This window comes from Kordia sp. SMS9, assembly GCF_003352465.1.
Taxonomy (GTDB): Bacteria; Bacteroidota; Bacteroidia; order Flavobacteriales; family Flavobacteriaceae; genus Kordia.
This window is the reverse complement of record NZ_CP031153.1, coordinates 1,314,705-1,339,420: the sequence shown is the minus strand read 5'-3', so window position 1 is coordinate 1,339,420 and position 24,716 is coordinate 1,314,705. Positions and strand designations below refer to the sequence as shown.

Sequence of the window (24,716 nt, the reverse complement as noted above, 5' to 3'; positions counted from 1 at the left end):
GTTAGTAGGCGTTTTTTTCTCCTTTGAGAATATTAAGAATCGTTTCAGCAATAATTTTGATGTCTAAAAACAACGACCAATTTTCAATATAAAAAATATCGTATTTGATTCGGTTGATGATGTCTTCGTCGTTTTTAATTTCTCCGCGATAACCTTTTACTTGCGCCAAACCTGAAATACCAGGTTTTACGCTGTGGCGGAATACAAAGTTGTATTTGTCAATTTTTTTGGCATATTCTTTTGTGTACGGAATCATGTGTGGTCTTGGACCAACCACGGACATATCGCCTTTGAGTACGTTGAAAAATTGTGGCAATTCGTCAATACTTGTTTTTCGAATGAAACGACCAATGCGCGTTACCCGAGAATCTTGCGGTGTTACATGTTCATAATCAGAATTGCTATTGTGCGCCATAGAACGGAATTTGTAACAGGTAAATTCTTTATAATTAATACCGTTTCGCACATGTCGGTAAAATACAGGACCTCTCGATTCTAATTTGATCAAAATTGCCATGAGCGGAATCAACCATGAAAGCAAGAAAATAATGATGAGCAATGAAAAAACAACATCAAAAACTCTTTTGATAAATCGGTTTAAATTATTATTTAGCGCTACTTCTTGAATGGATAAAACGGGCAAATAGTTGTAATAATCCGTTTTGAGTCGTTTGGTGATTAATTTTTTTGTGTTTGGAATGAACTTAATATTGATCATGCTCATGCTGGCATACTTGACATAATCGTTCACATGCTTTTCTGAAAGTTCATCAATGGCGCAGTATATTTCGTCAATCCCAGTTTCTTTTTCTATAAAGTCAAAGCTATCGTCAATTGTTCCTGTGATCAATTCGCTATTCTTATCGCTAAAAATACCCAAGAGTTTGTATCCCAATTCTTTGTTGTTTCTGAATAAACGCTCCAATTCCTGCGCGCCTGCACTAAAACCAATGATAATAACTCTACGAATGTTTCCATCTAAAACGGAACGATATTTTTTTAAACCGTAATAACCAATAATTTTCCCCAATCCGATAATTCCGAAACTCAACATTAAATATTTAAACGTGAGAAAAGCAGGCACATCAATACTTCTAAAAATTCCGATAAACGCATACATAATAAGCGTATATGCTAATAATTGCTTGATGAGTAAGGATAAAATTTGCGGAACTGAGGTGAAACGATATACGTTATAGAATTTTAAAAAGAACGCAGATAACGGCCAAAATATGACCGTATAAATAATAAATAGTAAATGCTTATTGTTCCAAAAACTGGAATCAAAAAAGTATAAATCTTGATCGTTGAAGTTAAAAAAAAGGAAGACAAGAATATTGATGACGCACAAATCGAACACCAGAAAAAATGGTCGCAAGAGCCATGAATATCTTCCTTTTACATGCATGGGTTACATTCTTGTATATGTTGAAAAATCTTTGTGTTCTTTTTTAAATAACTCGCTTTCTGGTAGTGATTTGAAATATTCGTAGGTCAATCGCATGCCTTCGCTACGCCCTACTTTAGGTTCCCAACCTAAGATTTCTTTTGCCTTACGAATGTCTGGTTTTCGCTGTAGCGGATCGTCTGCTGGTAATTCTTTGTAAATTACTTTTTGAGTCGTTCCCGTCAATTTGATGATTTCTTCCGCAAATTCACCAATGGTAATTTCATGCGGATTTCCAATGTTGATTGGCGCCGCATAATCACTTTTCAACAATCTAAAAATTCCTTCTACTTGATCGGTAATATAACAGAATGATCGTGTTTGTGTTCCATCACCAAAAACGGTTAAATCTTCTCCACGCAATGCTTGTCCAATGAAGGCAGGAATCACACGTCCGTCGTTCAATCGCATGCGAGGACCATACGTGTTAAATATACGTACAATCCGTGTTTCCAATCCGTGAAAACGGTGATATGCCATGGTAATAGATTCTTGAAAACGTTTGGCTTCATCGTACACTCCGCGCGGTCCAATGGTATTTACATTTCCATAGTATTCTTCGTGTTGCGGATGCACCAACGGATCGCCATACACTTCGGAAGTAGACGCAATGAGAATACGCGCGTTTTTTTCTTTTGCCAATCCTAATAAATTATGTGTTCCGAGCGAACCTACTTTTAAGGTTTGAATCGGAATTTTTAAGTAATCTATCGGACTTGCAGGCGATGCAAAGTGTAAAATATAGTCTAGTTTTCCTGGTACGTGTACAAATTTTGTCACATCATGATGGTAAAACTCAAATTCTTTAAGGTGAAATAAATGCTCAATGTTACGAATGTCTCCCGTAATTAAATTGTCCATTCCAATAACATGATAGCCTTCATTGATAAAGCGATCACATAAGTGTGAACCTAAGAATCCGGCGGCTCCTGTGATGAGAATTCGTTGCATAGCTTGGTTGGTTTAGGTATTATAAAACTTCTTTGCGTCCAATAGAAAAATAGGCAAAACCTTCTCTTTCCATTTCTGCAATGTCGTATAAATTTCTACCGTCAAAAATGACAGGTTGGTTTAGGTTTTCTCTTAGTTTGTTGAAATTTGGTGTTCTAAAGATGCTCCATTCTGTACAAATAATCAACGCATCTGTGTTTTGAATAGCGCCATACATACTGTCTGCATATTCAATTTTTTCTCCCAATTTTTTCTGCACATTCTCCATGGCTTCTGGATCAAATGCTTTAAGTTTGGCACCTCGCGAAAGCAATTCATCAATGATATATAACGATGGCGCTTCCCGAATATCGTCGGTTTCTGGTTTGAATGCCAATCCCCAAATAGCAATGGTTTTTCCAGTTAAATCTTCTCCTAAGTGACTCACCACTTTTGGAATTAACGCCGTTTTTTGTTTGTTATTTACATTGATAACCGCGTCTAAGATTTGGAAATTGTATTGATTGTCTTTTCCTGATTTGTGTAAGGCTTTTACATCTTTTGGAAAACACGATCCGCCGTAGCCGATTCCTGGAAATAGGAAACGTTTTCCAATGCGTGAGTCAGTTCCCATTCCAATACGAACTTTGTCTACATCAGCGCCAACTTTTTCACAGAAGTTCGCAATTTCATTCATAAACGTGATTTTTGCGGCTAGGAAAGAGTTGGAAGCGTATTTTGTCAATTCTGCTGATTTTTCATCCATGATGAGAATCGGATTTCCAGAGCGTACAAACGGTTTGTATAAACGTTCCATCAATTTGGTAGCGCGTTCAGAGCTAGAACCAATGACAATACGTTCGGGCTTCATGAAATCATCTACGGCAAAACCTTCTCGTAAAAATTCAGGGTTTGAAACTATGTCAAAATCAACCGTAGCATGTTTTGCCACTACTGATGTTACTTTATCGGCAGTTCCAACAGGCACAGTACTTTTGTCTACAATGACTTTGTAATCCGTCATGAGTTTCCCAATATTTTCGGCAACACCTAAAACATACGATAAATCGGCAGAGCCATCTTCATCTTCTGGTGTAGGCAAGGCTAAAAAAATAATTTGTCCATGCGTCAATCCTTCTTCAAGTGACGTAGTAAATTTTAAGCGTCCTGCGTTTATATTTCTTTCAAAGAGTATATCTAAATGAGGTTCGTAGATAGGAACTTCTCCATTTTGCATTCTTGTCACTTTGTTTTCATCAATATCAACACAAAGTACATCATTTCCTGTTTCCGCTAAACACGTACCTGTGACGAGTCCTACATATCCTGTTCCAACAACAGTTATTTTCATGTGCTATTTTTCTTTTTAATGGTTAAAAGTACATTCATTATGAGTTAAGGGACGAATGTACTTCTAGTAATTTTTTATATGATGTATTCCTTTACGATACTTTCTTATCTCTCAAATTGACCGTTTTGGTATCTTTTTTAGGTGGCAATTCTTTCTTGTCTAATTCTTCATAACAAGAGTTCATACTTTTATATTCAGGAACCAATACTTTCATTCGTTTTACAACTTCTACTTTGTTGTATAAACAAGCAGAATCAATAAGTTCGGCAATATTCGTATTTATTACTTCATAATCATACATTTCCGCACGAGCAATCATAATTTTTTCATTGTACGTTGGCAATGTCGTCGATTTGTCATTTAATAATTCTTCGTATAGTTTTTCACCTGGACGCAATCCGATGATTTTGATATCAATGTCTTTGTTCGGTACAAAACCTGCAAGTTTGATAATTTTCTTCGCCAAATCAATAATTTTTACGGCTTCTCCCATGTCAAAGATGTAGATTTCGCCACCATTCCCCATGGCTCCAGCTTCTAATACAAGCTGACACGCTTCTGGAATGGTCATAAAATAACGAATGATATCTGGATGTGTAATGGTTAACGGACCACCTTCCGCAATTTGTCGTTTGAATAATGGTACTACCGAACCATTGGAACCTAGTACATTTCCAAAACGTGTTGTGACAAAATTGGTATCGTAACGATTGTCGTTTTGAAATGCTTCTTGCATTGCCTGCACGTAAATTTCGGCAATTCGCTTGGAAGCTCCCATCACATTACTTGGGTTTACCGCTTTGTCTGTGGAAACCAATACAAATTTGTATGTTTTAAATTTTAAGGCAGTATCTGCTACATTTTTAGTTCCCATCACATTGGTAAAAATAGCTTGTGACGGATTGTCTTCCATTAATGGTACGTGTTTGTACGCTGCCGCGTGATAGACCACTTGTGGTTTGTAGAGATTAAAGATATTTTCCAGTTTCTCTTTGTCGCGAACATCGGCAATGACTGCTTCAAAATCTAAGTCTGGAAAGTTGGCTCTGATTTCCATTTGTATTTGATACAATGGCGTTTCTGCCTGATCGACAATGATCAGTTTTTGCGGATTGTAATTGGCAACTTGTCGCGCAATTTCACTTCCTATAGAACCCGCGCCACCTGTGACTAAGATTCTACGATCAAAAAGTTCTTTCGCGATAAGCTTATTATTTAAGACAATGGGTTCTCTTTCGAGTAGGTCTTCAATTTGTACATTTTGAATTTGTTGCGCCACGTTCACATTTTCCTTGTCTTCCATATCGGAAACAATTGGCGCTCTAAATACTTTGATGTTATGCTCTAAACACTCATCTACAATTTTGATGCGTTCTTCTTGCGTGATGGATTTGTTTGCTAAGATGATAGCATTTGCTCCATGTGCCCGCAGAATTACGGCAAGTTTTCTTTTGAGATGAATGATGGGTAATCCTAAGATTTCTTTACTTTGGTTTTTTCCTTTCTTGTCAATAAAACCAATGAGTTTGTATCGAATTGGACGTTCTACTTTGAGTGCGTTTGAAATGGCAATTGCGTTGGAGTCAATTCCGTAAATCATCACGCTGATTTGATCATCTTTTGCGGCATGATCAAAATATGCTTCAAAAACTTGTTTTACCAAGACTCTAAATAATAATAATGCTGAAAAAGAAACAGCAAAGTAGATAAACAGTTTCGGTATTAGTAATAACGTGTCTCCTCTAAATATGACATGCGAATAATTGACAACGAGTAATGTAATTAACGTTGCCAACGATGCCAAGAAAAATTTGATCGCATCAATAAACGTAGAGTGACGAATGAGTCCTGCATACGTTCTAAAGAAAATAAAGAATAATAAGTTGGTGATTAAGATCAATCCGTCTTTTGCCGAAAATCCAAAGATAGATTGTGGCGAAATGTTAGGATCGTTAATGTTGATATTATTTACAATAACGCCTGTAAGAATAACCGCGACACAACAAATGAACATGTCAAAACATAAGATAAGCCATCGAGGTAAATATCCTATGTTCTTAAAATCAATGCGTTTTTTACTTGATTTTAGAACTTGTTTAATTGCGTCTTTTATGTTCCTTGAATTCGATACCTTCATGTTCTCAAAAAAACAGATTCTTTATTTAGTAGCACAAATTACTTAATTTATTTGTATCTATGCTAGAAAAGCGGCTATAACTTGTGCAATACGCTCTTTTTCTTGTATAGTTAGGTTGGAACCTGATGGCAAACAGAGTCCTACATCAAATAGGTGTTCGCAAATATTAGTTCCGTAATACGGATATTTTTCAAATATTGGCTGTAAGTGCATTGGTTTCCAAAGCGGTCTTGATTCTATATTATCTTCCCACAAGGCAAGTCGTAAATCTTCACGAGAAAACCCTGCTTTTTCTGTGTCAACGGTGATACAACTCAACCAGTGATTTGAGAAATAATCGTCGCTTGGTTCTGTAAATACAGTCACACCAGCTACATCTTTGAAGACTTCTTTGTAGAAAGCTTGCATGCTTCTGCGAAGTGCAATGTGATCCTGTAGCACTTCCATTTGTCCTCTACCAATTCCTGCCACAATGTTGCTCATTCGGTAGTTGTATCCAATTTCGGAATGTTGATAGTGCGGTGCATCGTCTCTTGCTTGTGTAGCCAAGAAAATAGCTTTCTTTTTAGCGGCTTCATCATTGCAAACAATTGCGCCGCCACCAGAAGTCGTGATAATTTTATTTCCGTTGAAGGATAGCGCGGCGTATTCACCAAAAGTGCCACAATTTTGACCTTTGTAGGTGGAACCTAGTGATTCCGCAGCATCTTCTATGATAGCGATTTCGTATTTGTTAGCTATGGCAAGAATTTCGTCCATTTTTGCGGGCATTCCGTATAAGTGTACCGGAATGATTGCTTTTGGTTTTTTTCCCTTGACAATTCTGTCTTTAATAGCCGCTTCAAGATGGTTTGGACACATGTTCCATGTTTCTGGTTCACTGTCAATAAAAACTGGAGTTGCTCCTTGATAGAGAATCGGATTCGCGGAAGCGGAAAACGTCATGCTTTGACAAAGTACCTCATCGCCTGCGGTAACGCCAGCTAAGATAAGTCCTAAGTGAATGGCTGCCGTTCCCGACGCCAAGGCACCTACTTCTTTTTGCGTGTTTAAAAACTGTTGCAAATCGTCTTCAAAACCTGTTACGTTTGGCCCTAATGGAGCAATCCAATTGGTGTCAAATGCTTCGTGAATGTATTTTAATTCGTTTCCGCCCATGTGGGGCGATGAAAGCCAAATTCTTGAATTCATAGTTATTCGTTGTTGTACTTTTTTATTTTTCCTGGGTTTCCTACGACGACAGCATCATCTGGAACATCGTTGATGATGACTGCACCTGCGCCAATGGTTGCCCATTTGCCAATTTTTATGTTTGGTATGACAATTGCGCCTGCGCCAATATGCGTTCCTTCGCCAATGGTTACATTTCCTGTAATGGTAGCGTTTGGCGAAATGTGTACAAAGTCACCAATGTGGCAATCGTGTTCTATAATAGCCGCTGTATTGATGATAACGTGTTTTCCGATGTTGGCATCTGCATTGATGTTGGTTCCGTTCATTATCACCGTTCCTTCTGCTATTTTTGCCGAAGGAGAAATGGTTGCTGTTTTGTGAATGAGTCTCGTAAAGTCGTTTTTTATTTTTTGACTGAGGACTTTACGAACGCTGTTGTTTCCGATACTGATTAAAAACTTGTTTCCTGCGTATGTTGCTATTTTTGAAGACGACACCACGGGAATTCCTTGTAGAAATTCACTTTTGGGATGATCGTCAATAAAGGCATCAATTACCGTGTTTGTGCTTGCTGCCACATCTTTGACTACTTTTCCATGTCCGCTTGCGCCAAATAGACAAATGTTACTCATTCTTCTTCGTTTTTATCGTCGTTTTGTGTTGATTTTCAATAATTAAACTAGTTTTTGTATCGTTTTGATTAGTATGTTCAAATCTACTAAAAAACTTCTAGTGTGATAGTACTCCAGATTCATTTTAATTTTGTCTGGATAAATGACTTCATCGTTGTATTGTTTTGGGTTTTCTTTGGAAGCTAATAGTTGTTCTTCGTTGATGTATTTTAAGGCAGCTTCCGAAGTAACGCCTGGTTTTAGTTTTAGTATGTTTCTTTGTTCTCCTTCGAGCCTATCGTAATATCCAGGTAAATCGGGTCGTGGTCCTACAAAGCTCATTTCACCAATGAGAATGTTGAGCAATTGTGGGAGTTCATCCAGTTTTGTTTTTCGCAAAAAAGCGCCCCATTTTGAGGTTTTTCCGCTGTCCGCATAGATCGTTTTGTATTTGTACATAGTAAACGATTTGCCATGTTGCCCAATTCTTGTTTGTAAAAAGATACCATTGGAGCCTATAGAAATTGAAGTTATAAACCACAATAGGCACATGGGCACGAATAGTATGACTAGCAATGTAAACGAAAGTATGATATCAAAAATACGTTTTCCCAACATTACGCGTCGTTTTGAGTGTTGTTGTTATGATTTTTTTGAAAAAGCAAAGCGCCATGAAAACACAGCGCTATTTTAGATACTTTTTATATGTTTGGAGTTGTTTTGTACTGTTGATTCCTACAATAGTTGATAGGAGTGTTTTATGGTTTTCTACAAATTGCAAACTGCTGATGATTTCAACATCAATGTCTGTTGATTTTTCAATAAGTTTTCCTGCAAATAACGGACGTATCGCAATGAACGGAACTGTATTTGCAAATTCTTGATAGTCTAGTTCTGCTTTGTTTAAGTAGGTAACTAAACCATCTACCTGCTCAAATTCTAGTACTTTTTTGGCAAAGTTTACAGAGTATGGAAAGCTAAAACAGGTTTTTATTTTGCCTTTCTTTTTTAGATCTTCTATACTACTAGCAATTTCTTCTTGCTGCGTTTCCAATGTTTGCAAACGATCTGCATCATTGATAGGTTGTGACCGAACTAACCATTGCAATACGTCAATACAATCTGTTTGCAATGCTTTTAGTTGGTTGTCTACACGTTCTTCTAGTATGTTGGCAGAGAAAGCATCATCTTTAAAATGTGGAGAAGATAGTTTTACAATGTGTTTTGTTTCTTTTCCTTTTCCAGATTTCTCCAATGCTTTTGTGTATAGTTCATACGAGCTATATTCAAAAGAAGAATGGTGTGTATGGATTCCTATGTCGTGCCCTTCGTTAATGATACCTACAACTTCATTAACAGATAGTTGTTTGTCATGAAAACGCATGGTACCAAGCGTAAGCTTGCTGAGATTTAGTGTGTGTTTTATTCCTTCCACTTAAATCCTGTTTTCCATATAAAACGGTCGTTTGTCTTTTTTACATCGTACGAAGTGCGTCCGTGCAATACCAATTCATCCCACCATAATACGGCTTCTCCAGGATTTAGCACTACTTGTTCTACCATGTGTGAGTGTGCCACATAGTTTTGTAAAAAGTCGAAAAACTCTTTGTTTAATGCTTTGTTTTCTTCTGTTTCATCTTTGTCGACACAGTAGTAGTTAAAGTTGAAGTGAATTTCTCCGTCTTCTTTGATATCGATGATTTTTTCTGTACGCTCTTCATTTGCTTTTTTGTAACGAACTGGCGTTGTTTTCAATTTTTCAAGTAATTCTGGAGCATTTTCTTCCATGTATTCTAACAATACAGGACCATCGACAAATGTGGTTGCGCCACCTTTTATCGCTTTGTTGATGCTGTAAAATAACATGATATCCGCAGGATCTTTGATGTAAGATTCATCTGTGTGTAACGGTTGTGCATTTTTACTATGTCGGTATGCAGAAAGATCTGGAATGTCAGCATCGTAACGGATTTCTAACCATTTTTCGTGTGTTTGTGCGCCTTCATTTTTGAAGTCTTCTCCAATATTGATAGGAATTCCTATTTCATCCGTAAGTACTTCATAAAATGCACGAAGGTCTCCTAAATACCATTCAGGAACTACTTTCACAACTTTGTTGTTCTTTAAAACTTCCTTGACGGCTTTGGTAGCTTCAACAGGATCATTTGTTCTTAATTTAACATCAGTTATAAACTCCATAATTTTTTAATTTAATTTATACTTCTAATTAACATAAAAGCTTCAGCGGCATGTTTTCCAACTGTGGCTCCTCTAAATTTGGCTAATGCATCAATGGCTACTAATGATCGAGAATGAGGAAATTCTTTTACTTGACTTTCAAATTTTCGCATTGCCTCTTTTTTTAATTCTATATAGTCTGTTATGTCTTCAAACACATTTGGAATGAAGGCATCATCACCAAAAGGTGCGCCCCATTCTGTCTCCGATAAGGTTTCGTAACAGTAAATATGCTTTACCGAACAATTGTTTACCGGTTTTATTGCTACTAAAGAAGATTCAAATACCATTCTGTGGTCTTTGTGAAGATCTCCTCTATGTGGCAAATATACAACTTCAGGTTGATACGTTTTTATGATATTTGTCACTGCATTCGAAATTTTATACGAAGGTGTCTGATCAAGTATTGGTGCTGGGAAGTCAAAAAATAGTGTTTCTGATATTCCTAAATATTCATGTGCAATTTTTGCTTCGTTGCGAATGACTTGTACTTCCGCTTCTGAATATAGTTCTTCGGCACCTTTTGTGACTACCAAAACTTTTACCTCGTTACCATTTGCAATGTGTTTTGCAATGACACCGCCACATCCTAATATTTCATCATCTGCATGAGGTGCTATTACTAGAATCTTCATTTTAGTTTTTCTTTTAATTGTTTGAGTTCTTTTTTCAGTTTGAAAATTTCTAAGTCTATGTGATATCCTAGTTTCTGTCCAACTTTTAGGTTTTCTTCGAGTTGATTTCCGCCAAAATCAAATAATTCATATTCCGTCAACCATAGCAATCCTTCACCCGCTTGTACTAATGCTTCCCCTTTTTCATTCACTTCTAACACACGTCCTACAACTCCTGTAATGTTTCGGTTTTTTTCAGGTCTGGCTTTCCACACCAATACTCGGATGTTTTCTTTGAAGGTAAATGCTCCAGGATGCGGCCTAGAGGAAGCTCTGATGAGTGTGTATATTTCTGTAGCAGATACGTGCCAATTGATACAACCATCGTTTGGCGCACGTCTTCCGTAATAACTTGCGTTTTCGTCATTTTGTGGAATGGCGTTTACCACTCCTTTTTTGAGTTGTGGCAACCATTTGTCCAATGCAGTTTGTATGGCATGAATCATTTTCAATTCGAAGTCTTCCGCATAGTCATCTTCTTCAATGTCAAATAATTCTTGTGCTAAGATAGGTCCGCTGTCTACGCCATCATCAATTAAGAAAAAATTAGCACCTGCTTTTTCTTCCTTTAGTATTGCCCACGCAATAGGTGCGCGTCCGCGACCTCTTGGCAAACTTGTAGGATGAAACCCAACAACTCCGTGTGTGGCACTATGGATAAGATCGTCTCCTATAAGCTGGGAAAGTCCTACTACAAATAGTAAATCTGGCTTCCATTGTTTGACTTGCGCCACAATGTTTTCATCATTTATTTTTACAAACGGTTTGTAATTCAATCCGTTTTCTAGTGCCACAGGTTTTAGGTGTGAGTACGCGCTTACATTTTTGAGAGATGCAGGTTCGTACCCTAATACACCTACAATATCCATTTGGTGCTCCACTAGTTTTTTTAGCGTAGTCAATGTAGAAGAAACGGCTCCTGCAATTACGATTCTCATTCGTTGTCTTTTTTAAATTTTTCTTCTCCTAAGAGAATTACTGCAAAAGTCTTAAAAATGATTTTAATATCGTTTACGAAACTGATGTTTTCAACATATTTTCGATCAAAAACCCATCTTTCCTTCCAAGGTAAGTGAATGTTTCCATTTACTTGCGAAAGTCCTGTAAGTCCAGGGCGCACTTTGAGTCTGTGTTCTGCGTTTTCATCAAAGTGTTCTTTTACTGCTGGCAACACGGGTCTTGGTCCTACGATAGACATATCGCCATTGATGACATTGATGATTTGTGCAAGTTCGTCAATTTTGAATCTTCTGATGAACTTTCCAATCGTTGTTACGTTTTTATCGTTTTTGAATACTTGCGTGTTTACAGAGAAATTTTTGTTGGTGTACATGGATCTGAATTTGTGCAATCGGAACATTTCTCCGTTTTTCCCAATACGATCTTGGGAGTAGAATATAGATCCTTTGCTAGATAGGTAGATAAGTATTCCAACAATGATAAATAAAGGCAGTAAAACGATTAAGGTTCCAACTCCAACAAGGATGTCTACGATTCTTTTAAAATATTTTTTATACATCTATTTAAAATGTTTTTCTATTTCGGAAATATACGTGTCCGCCAACTTGTTTCTATCAAATCTTTCTTTGGCGTAAAAGTAGCCATTATCGCCCATTTTGTCAAACATTATGTCTGAATTGATGGCTTCTTTTATTTTGTCTGAAATGTCCTTTGCGTTTTCTGGTTCTACACAGATTCCGCAGTTGGCATCTTCTACTAAGTCTTTCGAAATTCCTTCAATGGCCAAGAGAATTGGTTTTTTGCAAGACATGTAGTCAAAGGTTTTGTTTGAGTAGATCGTTTTAAAGGTATCTATTCGTTTTAGTACTGATGCGCCCATGTCTGATGAAAGAATGTATTTGAATACTTCTTTTTTGGAAACTGGATCTCTGAAGATGACTTGTTCGTGTAGGTTTCTTTTGGCAACTTCGCTTTGCAGCATTTCTTTTTGCATGCCTGAACCAATAAGCTGAAATACCACATTCGTATCGCGCAAGTGTTCGGCAGCATCTACCAATTGAATGAGGTGATTGGCAACTCCGTGCGCACCAACATACGTAATGACAAATTTGTCGTGCAGTCCGAGTTGTTTTTTGAACGCTGGCGCATCAAAGTCTTTTTGTATTTCTTCCGCCAAGGTAAAATCGGCAGCATTTGGAATGAAGATAATTTTTTCGGGCGGAACATTTTTGTCTGCAATGAGTTTGTCTCTAAATGCAGGTGTTAATACATTGATGAGTCGCGCTTTTTTGTACATGAATTTTTCAAACCAATAGGCAAATTTGATCATGATTTTGCTTTTCAACACGCCTGTGTCAATGGCTGATTCTGGCCACAAGTCTCGAATTTCAAAGACAAACGGAATTCGCTTGAACACGTAAAGTACATACGCCGTGATTCCCACAAATAGTGGTGGCGACGTTACCAAAATAGCATCAAATTTTTTTCCTCTGGTTTTGAATAAACCTGCATAGATGCTAGAAAACACAAACGAGAAGTACGCCCAAAGTCTTCCTAAGAAGTTGACATTGTAACTTTCGGAAACATGACAGCGAATGACATCTACATTTTCGTAAAAGTCTTCATCTTTGAAGGTGTATTTTCCTTTGTATTTCGGGTTCTTTTTTCCTGTTGTATAATGCACCATTCCTGCCAAAACTGTGATTTCATGCCCTTGTTCTGACCACATTTTTGTCATTTCGTTAAAACGTGAGCCGCCGCCTTCATCTTTCTCCAGAAATGCTTGGTGTATGAGTAATATTTTCATCAGGTGTTTGTTACTTAGGTGTTAATCTGAATTGATGTTGTCATGTTGCTTCGCTCAGTAGTAAACGTAATGCGAAGCGATTTTTCTTTAATTCCGTAATACCCAGAAAACCATGTTTCTTCTACTAACGGTTTTAGTTCGTTTCCTTGATCGTCTTTGGTGCTAATGTTCACTTTGTCAAAATGATCAGGATGTACATGCCAGTATTGATATAAAGCATGCTCTTTTTTGTTTTGAACTATGTCTTGTATTTCCCAGCGATTTTCGGTTGCTATTTTTGTGACTTTTCTTCGATGTACGATGTTGTTACCCAACTGTGCAAAGGCTTTGATGTTTCCGTCAAATTCATAGGTGTTTGCCTTTTTTTGCAGACTTGCTTTTGCTTTTTTTACCCAGTAATACCAAATAAATCTGCCTCCTTTTAGCATTTGATCGGCTTTGCCAACACTGACCGTATTGTGTCCTTCACAGCCATTGAAGTAGTTGAGTTCTTCTTGGGAAGTGTTGTATTTGTACGAACCGTTGTCTCTGAGATAGTTGATTCCGTTTGCCCAAATGTCAATGTGTAAGTTGTCTGACTGAAACGGACGATCTTTGTATTTTCCGCAACGGATGAAGGTTTTGGTGTTTCCATCTTGCATGATGTAGTAACCGCCTTTTGTATAGGAATTTAACGTGTCTGGCGTTTGGTATGCTTTTGTTTCTGGCTGAATTCCATACCAATGCGCACTTTCAGATTCGTTGTAGGTGTATCCGTTTAATACAGCGCGTAAGTCATCTAGTTGCGATGTATAGATTCGGTAATCGTCATTGGTAAGTTTGAAGAACAAAGCACCGTCGTTGGAACCGTAGTTGGGCAATTTCCCGCTTACGGGATCCGTACAGTTGTCCAAGAAATCGAGCGATTTTTGCGCTCTTTCGTATACTTTTGGATTGAATTGTTCTCCATTGAGCTTTGCAAGTTGTATTGCCCAAGTAAGCAATTGTACCACAACTCGGTGGTAATTCATTGAGAATTGCAAGAACGTACCATCTTCATAGATTTGATAGGCAATTTCTTGCTCAAACCATTTTTTACCGTGCTTGCTCCATTTTTGTACATTGGGTAAAAACGGAAATAGTTTCGCCGAAAGGTACAACATCAAGGTTTCGGTAATGGCGTGATTGTTTCGCACCGTAATACGAGAGAAGTTGATGTTGTGATATACGTGATGAATTTGCCAGTAAATGGTGTGCATTATTTTACTGAATAACGCTTCCGTAAGATGTGGCGAATCTTTGTAATAGTATAAGGCAAATGTCCAATTGAGCGTACGTAAACTTATTTCCTGACTGCATTTGTAATTTGGTCCTTGATTGATAGGGTTTTTGTCTATAAAACTTTCTATTTCACTAAATACAAATGCTGATTTGTCTTCATTGTAATGATAATCGTAGCGGATAATGTCATATATGTATGAGAATCTTGCTTTTTCCCATACATATTTGATATCTCCTGCTTCTGTGGATAAGTCTTGAATTTCCGACCAGTGTTTGTTGCTATTGTACCGATATCCTGTGGACGGATTGACCAACCAGTTGTATTCCGTACCAATAGTGAGTTTTGATTTGTTGAAAAAGGTGAAGATTCCGTTTTCAATGTCTTGAAATGTATTTGCGAGCGCTTCCGTTTGTTGCTTTGGCAGCTTGAGACTATTTTTTCCATAAAAAAAGAATGGAGGTATGTTTTCGCTCCATTCTTTTAATGAAATGTATGTTTTGAAATCGGGATTGGTTGGAAATGCTTTTTTTTGCCAACCTAGTTTTGCTTTGATCGTATAAAAGATTCTAAAAAAAAGGTAGCGTGCTCCCATGTTGGAGATCAGATTGCTTATTTTTTTTATTTTTTGAATCATGTTATGAACTGTTACTGCATTTAACGAATTGAGTTATTCAATGTCAATCCATTTCCCTTCTTTTAAACTTTGTATGGCTGCAAAACTCGCTTTGGTTACGTTGATGAGTTCTTCATACGGAATGAGTTCAATGCTTCCTTGTTTTGCTTTTTCAATGATTTGACCAAATTGCGCCTTGTGCCCTTTGTCTAGTTTTGTTTTTAATTTTGAGAATCCTTTTACACCATATCCTCTTGTTTTGATGAAGTTGTCCATGATGAGTGTTTTCTCTTGTGAGAATACTTCTAAACGTTCTTTTGAATATGATTTGGAACCATTGGCAAAGTAGTTGACAACTCCCGTAGAACCATTTTCTAGTTTGACTAAGATGGAAGCATTGTCTGTGTTTTCTTGCGGATTTTCTCCCAAGGCATTCATACAAACTGCTTTTATTTTACTTCCCGTAAGGAATACGATAAGGTCTAAGTAATGACATGCTTCTCCGATGATTCTTCCGCCTCCAATTTTCATATCGTGTACCCAAACTTCTGGTGGAATGGCGCCTGCATTCATCGTGGCAATAACATTCATTGGTGAATCGCCAATGAGTGATTTTATTTTTTGTGTATGTGGAGAGAATCGTCTGTTGAACCCAATCATTAAGGAGCCTTTGTTTTTGCTATACGATTCTTGAATGGCTTCTAATTCTTCGTTGTTGAGCGCCAACGGTTTTTCTACAAAGACGTGTTTTCCTTTGTCCAATGCTTTGATGACCATATCTGCATGCAAATTGTGTCGTGTGGTAATCATGACTACATCTACTTCTTTGTCGTCCAAGACTAAATTATAGTCTGTGGTACTTTGGGCAATACCGTGCTTTTTGGCAAGTACTGTTCCGTTGACTCCTCCCGAAGAAACAATGTGTTTTATTTGTGCATTTTTTCCTTTTAAGGCTGGCAACAAGGTCATTTTGGTAAAGTTTCCTGCGCCTACCAATCCAATAACTCCGTTTCCTGCTTGCAGTTCTTTTTTGGTAACTACAATGCTGTTTTCTGGTTTGCTGTCTTCATTGTATTTGAAGAGTACGGCAATGGATTTTGAGTTTCCAATATCGCCATATATTTTTTCAAAATCATTAAGCGGAATGTGTTCCGAAATTAATTCTTCTACCCCTAATTTCCCCGAAGAGATGAGTTGCAATACGGTTTGAAAGTTTCTTTTTTCTGTCCAACGCACAAATGGCAACGGATAGTCGATTCCTTTAAATTCATAGTCATCATCGTATCTTCCTGGTCCGTACGAACACGATACTTGAAAGCTGAGTTCTTTTTCGTAGAATTCTGCTCTGGAGATATTTAATCCGATAACTCCAACAAGTACAATTCTTCCTCTTTTTCGGCTCATTTGAGCGGCTTGCGAAATGATTTGATTGGTTTTGGCAGATGCGGTAATTAACACACCATCAGCACCGATGTTGTTGGTATTTTCGAGTACAAATTTTACAGCATCATTTCCTTTGAGTGGATTGAAAGCGATGACACCTTTGCTTTTCGCGATTTCTACTTTTTTATCATCTAAATCGTATCCAATGACTCTACAACCGTTGGCAATGAGCATTTCTGCGGCGAGTAAACCGATCAATCCGAGTCCAACAACGACAATGGTTTCTCCCATCGTAGGATTGATCAACCGAATTCCTTGCAGTCCAATAGAACCAATGACTGTAAATGCGGCTTCATCATCAGAAACATTGTCGGGAATATGTGCCACTAGGTTTTGTGGAATGGAAACAAATTCCGCATGTTGTCCGTTAGAAGCTACACGGTCTCCTACTTTGAAATCGGTTACTCCTTTTCCAACGGCAATTACTTTCCCCACATTACAATAGCCTAATGGCAAGGGTTGCTCTAGTTTGTTAAAGACAGTTTCAAGCGTAGGCATTAATCCTTCTGCTTTTATTTTGTCGAGCACCATTTTTACTTTATCAGGTTGCTGTCTTGCTTTTTGAATCAGCGAAGCTTTTCCGAATTCAACTAACATACGTTCTGTACCTAAGGATACTAAGCTTCGGGTTGTTTGTATTAAAACTTGACCTGCTTTTACTTTAGGAGATGGCAATTCTGCTAATTCTGTGACTCCTGTTTTAAAAGACTGTAATATTTGTTTCATGAGAAAGTGTCGTATTTAATGTATGCTTAGCCTTTGGTAAGTTTGAATCTTACACTAACAGCTAAGTATATGATGATAAATGGTATTATTGTTATAAAATATCGCGAGAAAAACCCAAGGAATTCCGCAAAGTAAAATTGAGTAAAAAACAGAATCATGGTAAAAAAGGATGCCATTTTTACAATCAGGTAATTGGATCTGTTTAGGTGTTGTAATATGAGTCCCATAACAATGGCAATGAATATGGGGAATATGACAATTCCTACCACGCCAAAATTCATCTGTAATTCTGTAAAAAAGCCTGTGGTGAGTGATGAATTCCTGTCTCTACCCAACACATAACTTCCGGGATCAATAAAGTTTTTCAGTTTTGGTCCAGCGCCTAAAGGTTTGCCTGGCCAGAGTTTTCGAGGAATTACGTTTGCATATCCTGCTAAATAGGTTTGACCGTATGATTTTTCATAGTCATTTTCAAGCATCCAAAGGATGTTTTCATGGTTTCCAAAGGCTCCGTTTAACGATTTTACTAATGGATATTTGAATTCTTTATGTCTTGATGCATATAATGCATAGCGTTCTTTTCCAATATTGAAGAAAAGTATAAATGCTACTCCAACAAGTACAAACATCAAGAGGATTCTTTTCATCTGCTTTTTGTTTGCCTTCGTATTGAGCGATCTGTTGTTGATAAACCATGCGCCACCCAAAAGCAATAACATGATAAATATAGAGTTTCTGTTACTGTTTAGAAAGTAATAGAGCATGCTCATTCCAAAGGAGAGAATACTTAAAATAAGTGCTCTTATTCTGAGTTTTTTTGTGCCGGCCATATAGTAGCAAAAAATGAATATGAAAGCTGACACGTACGTCCAATGGGCAAATAATAGTTGTATTCCTTTTCCTTGTCCGAAACTAATTCTGTCTCTGAGGTATTCCGTTACGCCCACAGAAAGAATGATGGAAAGGTTTTGATAGGAGAAATAAAATCCTACTAGAAATACGAGGAAGCCCACAAAGAGCATTCGCTTTATTTCCCTATCACTGACTTGGAGATCTTTGAATAGTTTGTAATAATCTAAGTTAAATCGGGTAATAAACAGCATGAACAGAAATTGTCCTAACACCACTAAAACTATGGAGAGTATGATGGTTAGTAATGCGTATTCTGTTTGGTATCTGTAATAGTCTTCATTTATTTGTAATAACGGTAGTAAAAGATGAATGATGGTAAAAAACAATACACCCAACACCACTGGTTGAGAAAATAGTGCTCCTATTCCTCTGGCAAGTATAAAATATAGCGTAAATGCAAATACAATTACTAATAAGATACTCAGAAATATAATCATGTGTTACTTTTTATATATTATATTCTGGTGAGTCGAATTGTGGAAATTTGGATTTCAGGTATTTTCTGGAATCTCCTACAACTTTTCCAGGACTTCCGATGTATATACTAAAATCAGGAATGTCACCTCTTACTACAGTTCCTGCGCCAATGATGCATCCTTTTCCTATTTTACATCCTGGCATAAGTATGGTTCCTGTGCCAATGAATGCGTAATCTCCAATTTCAATAGTACTTAAAATCCCTAAGGGTTTTTCTTGTGGAATGTCAAAAGCTTTTGCGATAGTGTGTGGAGACCAATCGTGTGTTAATACTCTAATATAGCTAGACATGGTTACCTCTTTTCCAATAGAAATTAAGGAATAATCTGTACCGTCAAACCAAATTTTAGAAGAAATGTAGTTGGGTTTCCCGTTAAATTTCATTCCATATTTTTTGAAGAACTTGTATTGAATGTTTGTAGCTCTTCTAGGACTGAAGTTTCCGATCATTTTTATTAACAAAAAAGTATATGCTTTCTCTATTTTACCTGGCTTCTTCTTCATTGTTTATTTTTTTAAAGAGTTGTATCAACTGATCTTCATAAAACGGCATGATTTCCGAATATTTTTTTGCGTTCAATTTTAATTCTAATAATTTAGAAGGATCGTTTAATAGCTTTTGTATTTCATTCACCAATGCATCAACATCATTGTACGGGACACTAATTCCAAGATTGTTTTCTTTTATGAATTTTGCTGACTTTACCTCTTCATTTACAATAATTCCAATTCCTGTTTTAACAGCATCTCCCCATTTATTTGATTCGGCATATTGATTAATTTCCAATTTTGGATCGTAATACGTTAATACCATATCTGATAGGAAGTAGTTTGCCAACGTTTCAGAATTAGACAACTTTCCTTTGTATATTACATTTTTGTGTTTGGCCAAAGCGTCAGCAGCAGTACAATCTAACTTTCCAATGAGAATGATTTTTATCGCTTCATTCTCTAAAGTGTTCACTAGTTTGAGCGCTTCATTCATTCCTCTACCAGCGCCTAACCATCCATTGATATTGATGACAAAGTTAGCAGGTTTTTCTAAATTCTTACTGATTTCTTTAGCTTTTTCTATTTGGCTTTCACTGGGCGTATTTTTTAACACATAAAACTTTTTAGATTCAAAGTCATATCGCTCTGCTCCAGGCACTACATGAAAGTCAACACCTCGTGAGGTTCTTTTTTCTAAAAACCGTATAATTTTGTCTATGAAACTCGGAAATTTAAAGATCATAGAGAAGCGATCGGCATCGTCAAATACAACTTTAAAGCCTTTTATTTTGGATGCCATCATTGCGGGAAAGGCACTTTCAAAACCCAATGCCCAAACGATGTCTTTTTTTCCAAATTTGAGACAGTAAAAAAAGGTTTTGATCAACCATAAAAAATAGAGTCCTTTTACTTTGCTTGTCCCATAACCGCCACCTTTTAGAATGATTTTTTTCTCTATTTTAAAATCAAATCTTTTTTCTTCTCTTTCACCAGGAATGCGTTCCCAACCCACATGTTTTATGTTTTTATAGCCTAACGTATCATGTAAAAATAGAGTTAGTTTGTATAATCGAGTTCTTTCAGATAGTGACGAAAGTGGTGCAACTATTTTAATGTTTTTCATCTTTAAAAACGTTTACTGCATAGCTGTGCGATATAATTAATCGCGAAAGCCAGTGCAATGTTGTGAGGATTGCAATCACAATAATCAGTGTGTCTACTGCGATGTTACTTATTAATCCTACTAATATTAATGAGATATATGTGATAAGCACAGCCCAGTTAAGACCTGCCGTTTTGTATAAGAAAGCGTTGCTTCCAAATACGCCTAAGTATAAGGAAGAAGCTGTGTATACGGTTCGAATCATACAACACGCCAATACCGTTATTGCCAAGGGAATATTCACCTCAGCAAAAGGTGTTCCTTTGAATTGATCTAATAAAAAGATCCCTACTGCAAAAGAAATGAGCGCCATGACTACGGCAAATAATACCAATTTTAATTGCAACGACCGATAATCTGCCGTCGTTACGGTTTTTCTTGCTCTTAGTTTTGGACCAATGATGAAGCCGATGAAGCCATTGGCACTGAGTATGATGGGACTGAAATACGCGAAATACATAAATAATTCTGATGAAATGTATTCGTTTCCATATAGATTGATGATAAATTGCTCGCCATACACTGCACTTGTCAAGGTCATGTTGTGTAAAAAGAAGGCAATTCCCGTTTTTCTATACGTATCATATTTGAGAATTTCATCGCCAGAAGGTGCTTTGCTATAATTTTTTACATACAGTAATATGAGAATGATAAATATAAGTCCCAAACTCATGGCAAGCAGGTTGAGCATGTTTTTTTCTACAATTAAGAAAAAAGCAGCTACAATGACAATTTTCCATCCGTTGGTGGCTAATTGTGCAATGGTAAATTTTTGATTGGCTCTAAAGATTCCCGAAAGGAAAATCACCATAGAAAACAGGTTGAGCGTCACAAAAAACAACCACACATTTTGTAGCGGATAGAAAAACCAAACTAACGATGTGCCTAAAATACTGATGAGCAGTGACTGAAATACAAATTTCTTTTTGATAAAGAAGTGTAATTTGGGAACACGCACCATGACTTGGTCGAAGCCTAAAATACAAAATCCGCCAAGGATAAATATACTGGATTTATAGAATGCCCATTGACTTACAAATTCTTGATCGTAATTTGAAGAAATGTAGATGTCTAAGAAGAAGAAACTGGCAAGTCCTAATCCGTACAACGCCAATGAAGGCAAAATAGCTATGATTCTATTCATTGAATTCGCCTACCTTTCTTTGTGCAATTTTCTTTGCTGGGTTTCCAACATAAATTCCATACGGTTCTGTGTCTTTGGTAACAACCGCTCCTGAGCCAATGATACTTCCTTCTCCGATACGCTTTACGGACGGCATGATTAACGCATCGGCACCAATCCAGGCATAATCTTCAATAACTACGCTAGAATAGGTGATGCCATTTTTTTGCCAATCTTTAAATTTTCCGTTGATATCGTGATTGTGTGTAAATATTTTTGCGCCTGCAGATACGGCGACTGCATGTCCAATTTTTACACCTCCAGAATAGTCTATGTACACACCTTTTCCGAGGTTTATTTTTCCTGTTCCTTCAAAAGAAGCATTTGCATTGGTATGTGCTGAAGAAATGTCTACACCACTATCTACATATAATTTAGGAGCTCCGTAGTATTTCCTGTAAAAAAACCATCGAATGTCCCGCAATACGGGAACTTGAAAAATCGCTATGTTTTTTATTAATAGGATTCCTATTTTTAAAATAATGCTATGCTTCAACATTTTAAATTTTTGACAAAATTAACAATTTTCTCTATCCAAGCTCGAATTCACTTGTAAAAAACAGTAAAAAAATATGAAAAAGGAAATTCCTATGTATCTATTAATCACGGTTTCAGAAAAAGAAAAAAGGACAATGAGTAGTATGAAAGTTAGTTTTAGAAATTTTGCATTCGTGTTCTTTTTTACCGCTTGAATGATAAAACTAATAAATGCTGCGATGTAAATGAGAACTCCAAAAATTCCTATTTCGCCCCAAATTTGCATGTATTGGTTGTGCGAATTGAATCCTACTTGACTGAGTAAGTAACGACTCCAACCAACTTTTTCATGCAGTATATCGTTGAATGCCATATCAAAACCTTCTTTTCCATACCCAAACCAAGGCGCTTCTTGAATAAGGTCTATAGAACAGGTCCACATACGCCATCGGTTTCCTAAGAAGTCTTTGGGTATTTTATCGGGTTCTGTCAAATACAACCAAAATTCTGAACTGTATTTAAGAAGTCGCGGAGACAACAATACTACAATGGTGACAAGTACAGGAATTAACAGTATTAAGTATGGTTTGCGAATACTAAAGGTAAATACCACAAATAATACACCTAAACCTAAAAGTCCAATGAGGCTGTTAGACAAAAATATGTGTAGTAAAAAGAATAGGATAATGGCTATTTTGTGTCGCATTTTCCAATTTAACAAATACCAAACCACAGCAATCGCAAAATTCAAGTATATAGAATAATACGATCTGTCTAGAAAATTTGGAAAGTGTAATGAGTAAAAATGATTGAGCCAATTATGGTTTTTAAAAACAACTTTTTGCTTTACCTCCACAAACTGCATGGTTGCCCAATCAAAATCGTTGATGAATGGTTCTATCAAATTTAATAGACAACCAAAAGCCACTCCATACACAAAAAATAAACATACTTGGTATATTGCTTTTTTATCCACATACATGATGGAAAACGCAATGGGCAGAATGAAAAGTGATAGTTTTTTTTCAACCGTTTTAAACAAGAAGTTTTCTTCTACAATAAGATTGATGCCTACATACACAATGAATAGTAGAAAGATGATACTTACTTTTTTAAATTGTGCACGTGAAAAGTTTTTAATGTTCAGTATGCTTGTGGCAAAGAATAAGATGAGTAATAGTGTTGATATTTTTTCACTAATATTTATAAAGAATACAAACGCACATGCAATGTGTATGAGGTATGTGTTTACCGATTTTTCTTTTAAGAAATTTGTAATCGCTACATTCATAAATTACCGTTTTCAGACAAGGTTTTGTGTGTTCAACAAGCGCAAAAATACACAATTAACTAAGAAGTAAATGAAATCCTGCCGTCTATTGCTATTTTATTACTAATGACAGTACATTCACTGGAATGGATTGGCTTAAAAACCAAGCTAAGAGCGCATTTACAACTGTTTTTCTTCGGCAGTATTGATGTCTCTTAAATACATAAAAACAACCGCAAAACAGAACGCATTGGTAATAGAGAAAAATAAGTTTCCGCCTAAACTGCTAATTAATATGATGGTGAGAAATAAAACACTATACAGCCAATCTTGTTTTTTTTGGAAGAATACTTTTTTAAGGATGAAAATGTATACCAAAAGTCCTGTAATTCCTAGAAATAGAAAAATATCGACAAATTCAAACTCTACTCGGTGCATTTTTAGATCAATTCCGCCAATAACATAGTTGAGTACATTCCACTCTTCTTTAATGTACGTCATGGCATCTATAAAGAGTAAATCTCTTTTGGAAGTGATAAACGTGAGCAATCCGTGTTTTTCGTAGATATACGGTCCAAAACTGAACGAGTTGATGGCTAACGTAATGATTGTATCCTTTAAAATTAAAAACGAAGTCACCAATACTGCCACAAACGAAAGTCGGTATATATTCTTTTTGAGAAGTATCAGTATATGGATAAATACCAAAATGGCCAGAAATAGCAATCCTGATTTTGTTCCAAGGAAAAAAACACCAATACAGATCAGTAGCAGGTTGATAAGACTTCCTTTTTTGTAAATGTATTTCATGTACGCTATAATGGCGAGCAGCATGTAAAAATAACTGCTAATTCCAGGTTCTGAAATGATTCCATTAAATCCGAATCGGTCTGTATACGGATACGATTTAAAGATGTCAATCTTGAACAAAAAACCAATCACGATAAAGATGAGATTGATTTTAGCGATTAAGAATAATGCGTTGATGGTTTTTTCTAAATGCTCCTTTTTTACATCTTTGATCGCGATGGCCAATAAAAAGAAGAAAATTAATTTTGAGAAAAAATAGCCTTTGCTCATAATTACGGAGAACGCCTCTTGATGGAACACTTTGATCAGTACATCTACTAGGAAAACTCCAACGAGAATATACACGTATTTTGCCAATGTGTCTTTCCGTAGAAACATCACAAAATAGATTCCTAGTACAAATACCGCTAGTATTTTTAAAATGGTGCTTGGGTAAAAGGAAGCATTCATGGAGAATACTTCTTTGCACAATTTTGAAACAAAGTTGGAAGCAAAAAGTAAGATTGCAAAAATTAATATACTCTTTGAAGATATAATTTTTGCAATCTTACTTTTCATTCGT

Annotated in this window: 22 protein-coding genes; all 22 read right to left on the bottom strand. The window is 36.5% G+C overall.

All coding sequences use genetic code 11. The features are described from left to right. Position 1: 1 nt before the first annotated feature. Complete coding sequence (locus KORDIASMS9_RS05840; protein ID WP_114901944.1) at positions 2–1,408, bottom strand: undecaprenyl-phosphate glucose phosphotransferase; 1,407 nt, start codon at positions 1,406–1,408, stop codon at positions 2–4. A gap of 3 nt (positions 1,409–1,411) precedes the next feature. Next, positions 1,412–2,398, bottom strand: a complete 987-nt coding sequence (locus KORDIASMS9_RS05835; protein WP_114901943.1) for a UDP-glucuronic acid decarboxylase family protein — start codon at positions 2,396–2,398, stop codon at positions 1,412–1,414. 19 nt (positions 2,399–2,417) lie between these two features. Then, on the bottom strand, positions 2,418–3,728 hold the full coding sequence (locus KORDIASMS9_RS05830; RefSeq protein ID WP_114901942.1) for a UDP-glucose/GDP-mannose dehydrogenase family protein: 1,311 nt from the start codon (positions 3,726–3,728) through the stop codon (positions 2,418–2,420). A gap of 91 nt (positions 3,729–3,819) precedes the next feature. Then, complete coding sequence (locus KORDIASMS9_RS05825) at positions 3,820–5,865, bottom strand: nucleoside-diphosphate sugar epimerase/dehydratase (protein ID WP_114901941.1); 2,046 nt, start codon at positions 5,863–5,865, stop codon at positions 3,820–3,822. Positions 5,866–5,922: 57 nt separating this feature from the next. Further along, positions 5,923–7,056, bottom strand: coding sequence for a DegT/DnrJ/EryC1/StrS aminotransferase family protein (locus KORDIASMS9_RS05820; RefSeq protein WP_114901940.1), 1,134 nt, complete (start codon positions 7,054–7,056; stop codon positions 5,923–5,925). Between the two features lie 2 nt (positions 7,057–7,058). Then, positions 7,059–7,670: an acetyltransferase gene (locus KORDIASMS9_RS05815; protein ID WP_114901939.1), complete on the bottom strand. Its 612-nt coding sequence runs from the start codon at positions 7,668–7,670 to the stop codon at positions 7,059–7,061. A 42-nt stretch (positions 7,671–7,712) separates the two neighbouring features. Continuing rightward, positions 7,713–8,267, bottom strand: coding sequence for a sugar transferase (locus KORDIASMS9_RS05810; RefSeq protein ID WP_114901938.1), 555 nt, complete (start codon positions 8,265–8,267; stop codon positions 7,713–7,715). 67 nt (positions 8,268–8,334) lie between these two features. Then, positions 8,335–9,084 carry an aldo/keto reductase gene (locus KORDIASMS9_RS05805; RefSeq protein ID WP_114901937.1) on the bottom strand — a complete coding sequence of 250 codons (750 nt, stop codon included), beginning with the start codon at positions 9,082–9,084 and terminating at the stop codon, positions 8,335–8,337. After that, the gene (locus KORDIASMS9_RS05800) at positions 9,072–9,848 is read right to left on the bottom strand and encodes a TauD/TfdA family dioxygenase (RefSeq protein ID WP_114901936.1); all 777 of its coding nucleotides are present in this window, start codon (positions 9,846–9,848) and stop codon (positions 9,072–9,074) included. The genes KORDIASMS9_RS05805 and KORDIASMS9_RS05800 overlap by 13 nt, the downstream gene beginning before the upstream one ends. Before the next feature lie 11 nt (positions 9,849–9,859). Beyond that, positions 9,860–10,522 (bottom strand): PIG-L deacetylase family protein, encoded by a 663-nt coding sequence (locus KORDIASMS9_RS05795; RefSeq protein WP_114901935.1) that lies wholly within the window; start codon positions 10,520–10,522, stop codon positions 9,860–9,862. After that, entirely contained in the window at positions 10,519–11,499 is a 981-nt protein-coding gene (locus KORDIASMS9_RS05790; protein WP_114901934.1) for a methionyl-tRNA formyltransferase, read from the bottom strand. The genes KORDIASMS9_RS05795 and KORDIASMS9_RS05790 overlap by 4 nt, the downstream gene beginning before the upstream one ends. Then, entirely contained in the window at positions 11,496–12,080 is a 585-nt protein-coding gene (locus KORDIASMS9_RS05785) for a sugar transferase (protein ID WP_114901933.1), read from the bottom strand. The genes KORDIASMS9_RS05790 and KORDIASMS9_RS05785 overlap by 4 nt, the downstream gene beginning before the upstream one ends. Then, positions 12,081–13,328, bottom strand: coding sequence for a glycosyltransferase family 4 protein (locus tag KORDIASMS9_RS05780; RefSeq protein ID WP_114901932.1), 1,248 nt, complete (start codon positions 13,326–13,328; stop codon positions 12,081–12,083). Positions 13,329–13,342: 14 nt separating this feature from the next. Further along, positions 13,343–15,223, bottom strand: coding sequence for an alginate lyase family protein (locus KORDIASMS9_RS05775; protein WP_114901931.1), 1,881 nt, complete (start codon positions 15,221–15,223; stop codon positions 13,343–13,345). Between the two features lie 33 nt (positions 15,224–15,256). Then, positions 15,257–17,371: a bi-domain-containing oxidoreductase gene (locus KORDIASMS9_RS05770; protein WP_114901930.1), complete on the bottom strand. Its 2,115-nt coding sequence runs from the start codon at positions 17,369–17,371 to the stop codon at positions 15,257–15,259. 26 nt (positions 17,372–17,397) lie between these two features. Then, the gene (locus tag KORDIASMS9_RS05765; protein WP_114901929.1) at positions 17,398–18,720 is read right to left on the bottom strand and encodes an O-antigen polymerase; all 1,323 of its coding nucleotides are present in this window, start codon (positions 18,718–18,720) and stop codon (positions 17,398–17,400) included. Between the two features lie 10 nt (positions 18,721–18,730). Further along, positions 18,731–19,264, bottom strand: coding sequence for an acyltransferase (locus KORDIASMS9_RS23965; RefSeq protein ID WP_114901928.1), 534 nt, complete (start codon positions 19,262–19,264; stop codon positions 18,731–18,733). Beyond that, positions 19,245–20,375 (bottom strand): hypothetical protein, encoded by a 1,131-nt coding sequence (locus KORDIASMS9_RS05755; protein ID WP_114901927.1) that lies wholly within the window; start codon positions 20,373–20,375, stop codon positions 19,245–19,247. Before KORDIASMS9_RS05755 ends, KORDIASMS9_RS23965 begins: the two co-directional genes overlap by 20 nt. After that, positions 20,362–21,558 (bottom strand): hypothetical protein, encoded by a 1,197-nt coding sequence (locus tag KORDIASMS9_RS05750; protein ID WP_114901926.1) that lies wholly within the window; start codon positions 21,556–21,558, stop codon positions 20,362–20,364. The genes KORDIASMS9_RS05755 and KORDIASMS9_RS05750 overlap by 14 nt, the downstream gene beginning before the upstream one ends. Then, positions 21,551–22,096, bottom strand: coding sequence for an acyltransferase (locus KORDIASMS9_RS05745; RefSeq protein WP_114901925.1), 546 nt, complete (start codon positions 22,094–22,096; stop codon positions 21,551–21,553). Before KORDIASMS9_RS05745 ends, KORDIASMS9_RS05750 begins: the two co-directional genes overlap by 8 nt. 18 nt (positions 22,097–22,114) lie before the next feature. Then, on the bottom strand, positions 22,115–23,365 hold the full coding sequence (locus KORDIASMS9_RS05740; RefSeq protein WP_114901924.1) for an O-antigen ligase: 1,251 nt from the start codon (positions 23,363–23,365) through the stop codon (positions 22,115–22,117). A gap of 159 nt (positions 23,366–23,524) precedes the next feature. Then, positions 23,525–24,712 carry a hypothetical protein gene (locus KORDIASMS9_RS05735; RefSeq protein WP_162819780.1) on the bottom strand — a complete coding sequence of 396 codons (1,188 nt, stop codon included), beginning with the start codon at positions 24,710–24,712 and terminating at the stop codon, positions 23,525–23,527. Positions 24,713–24,716 lie beyond the last annotated feature (4 nt).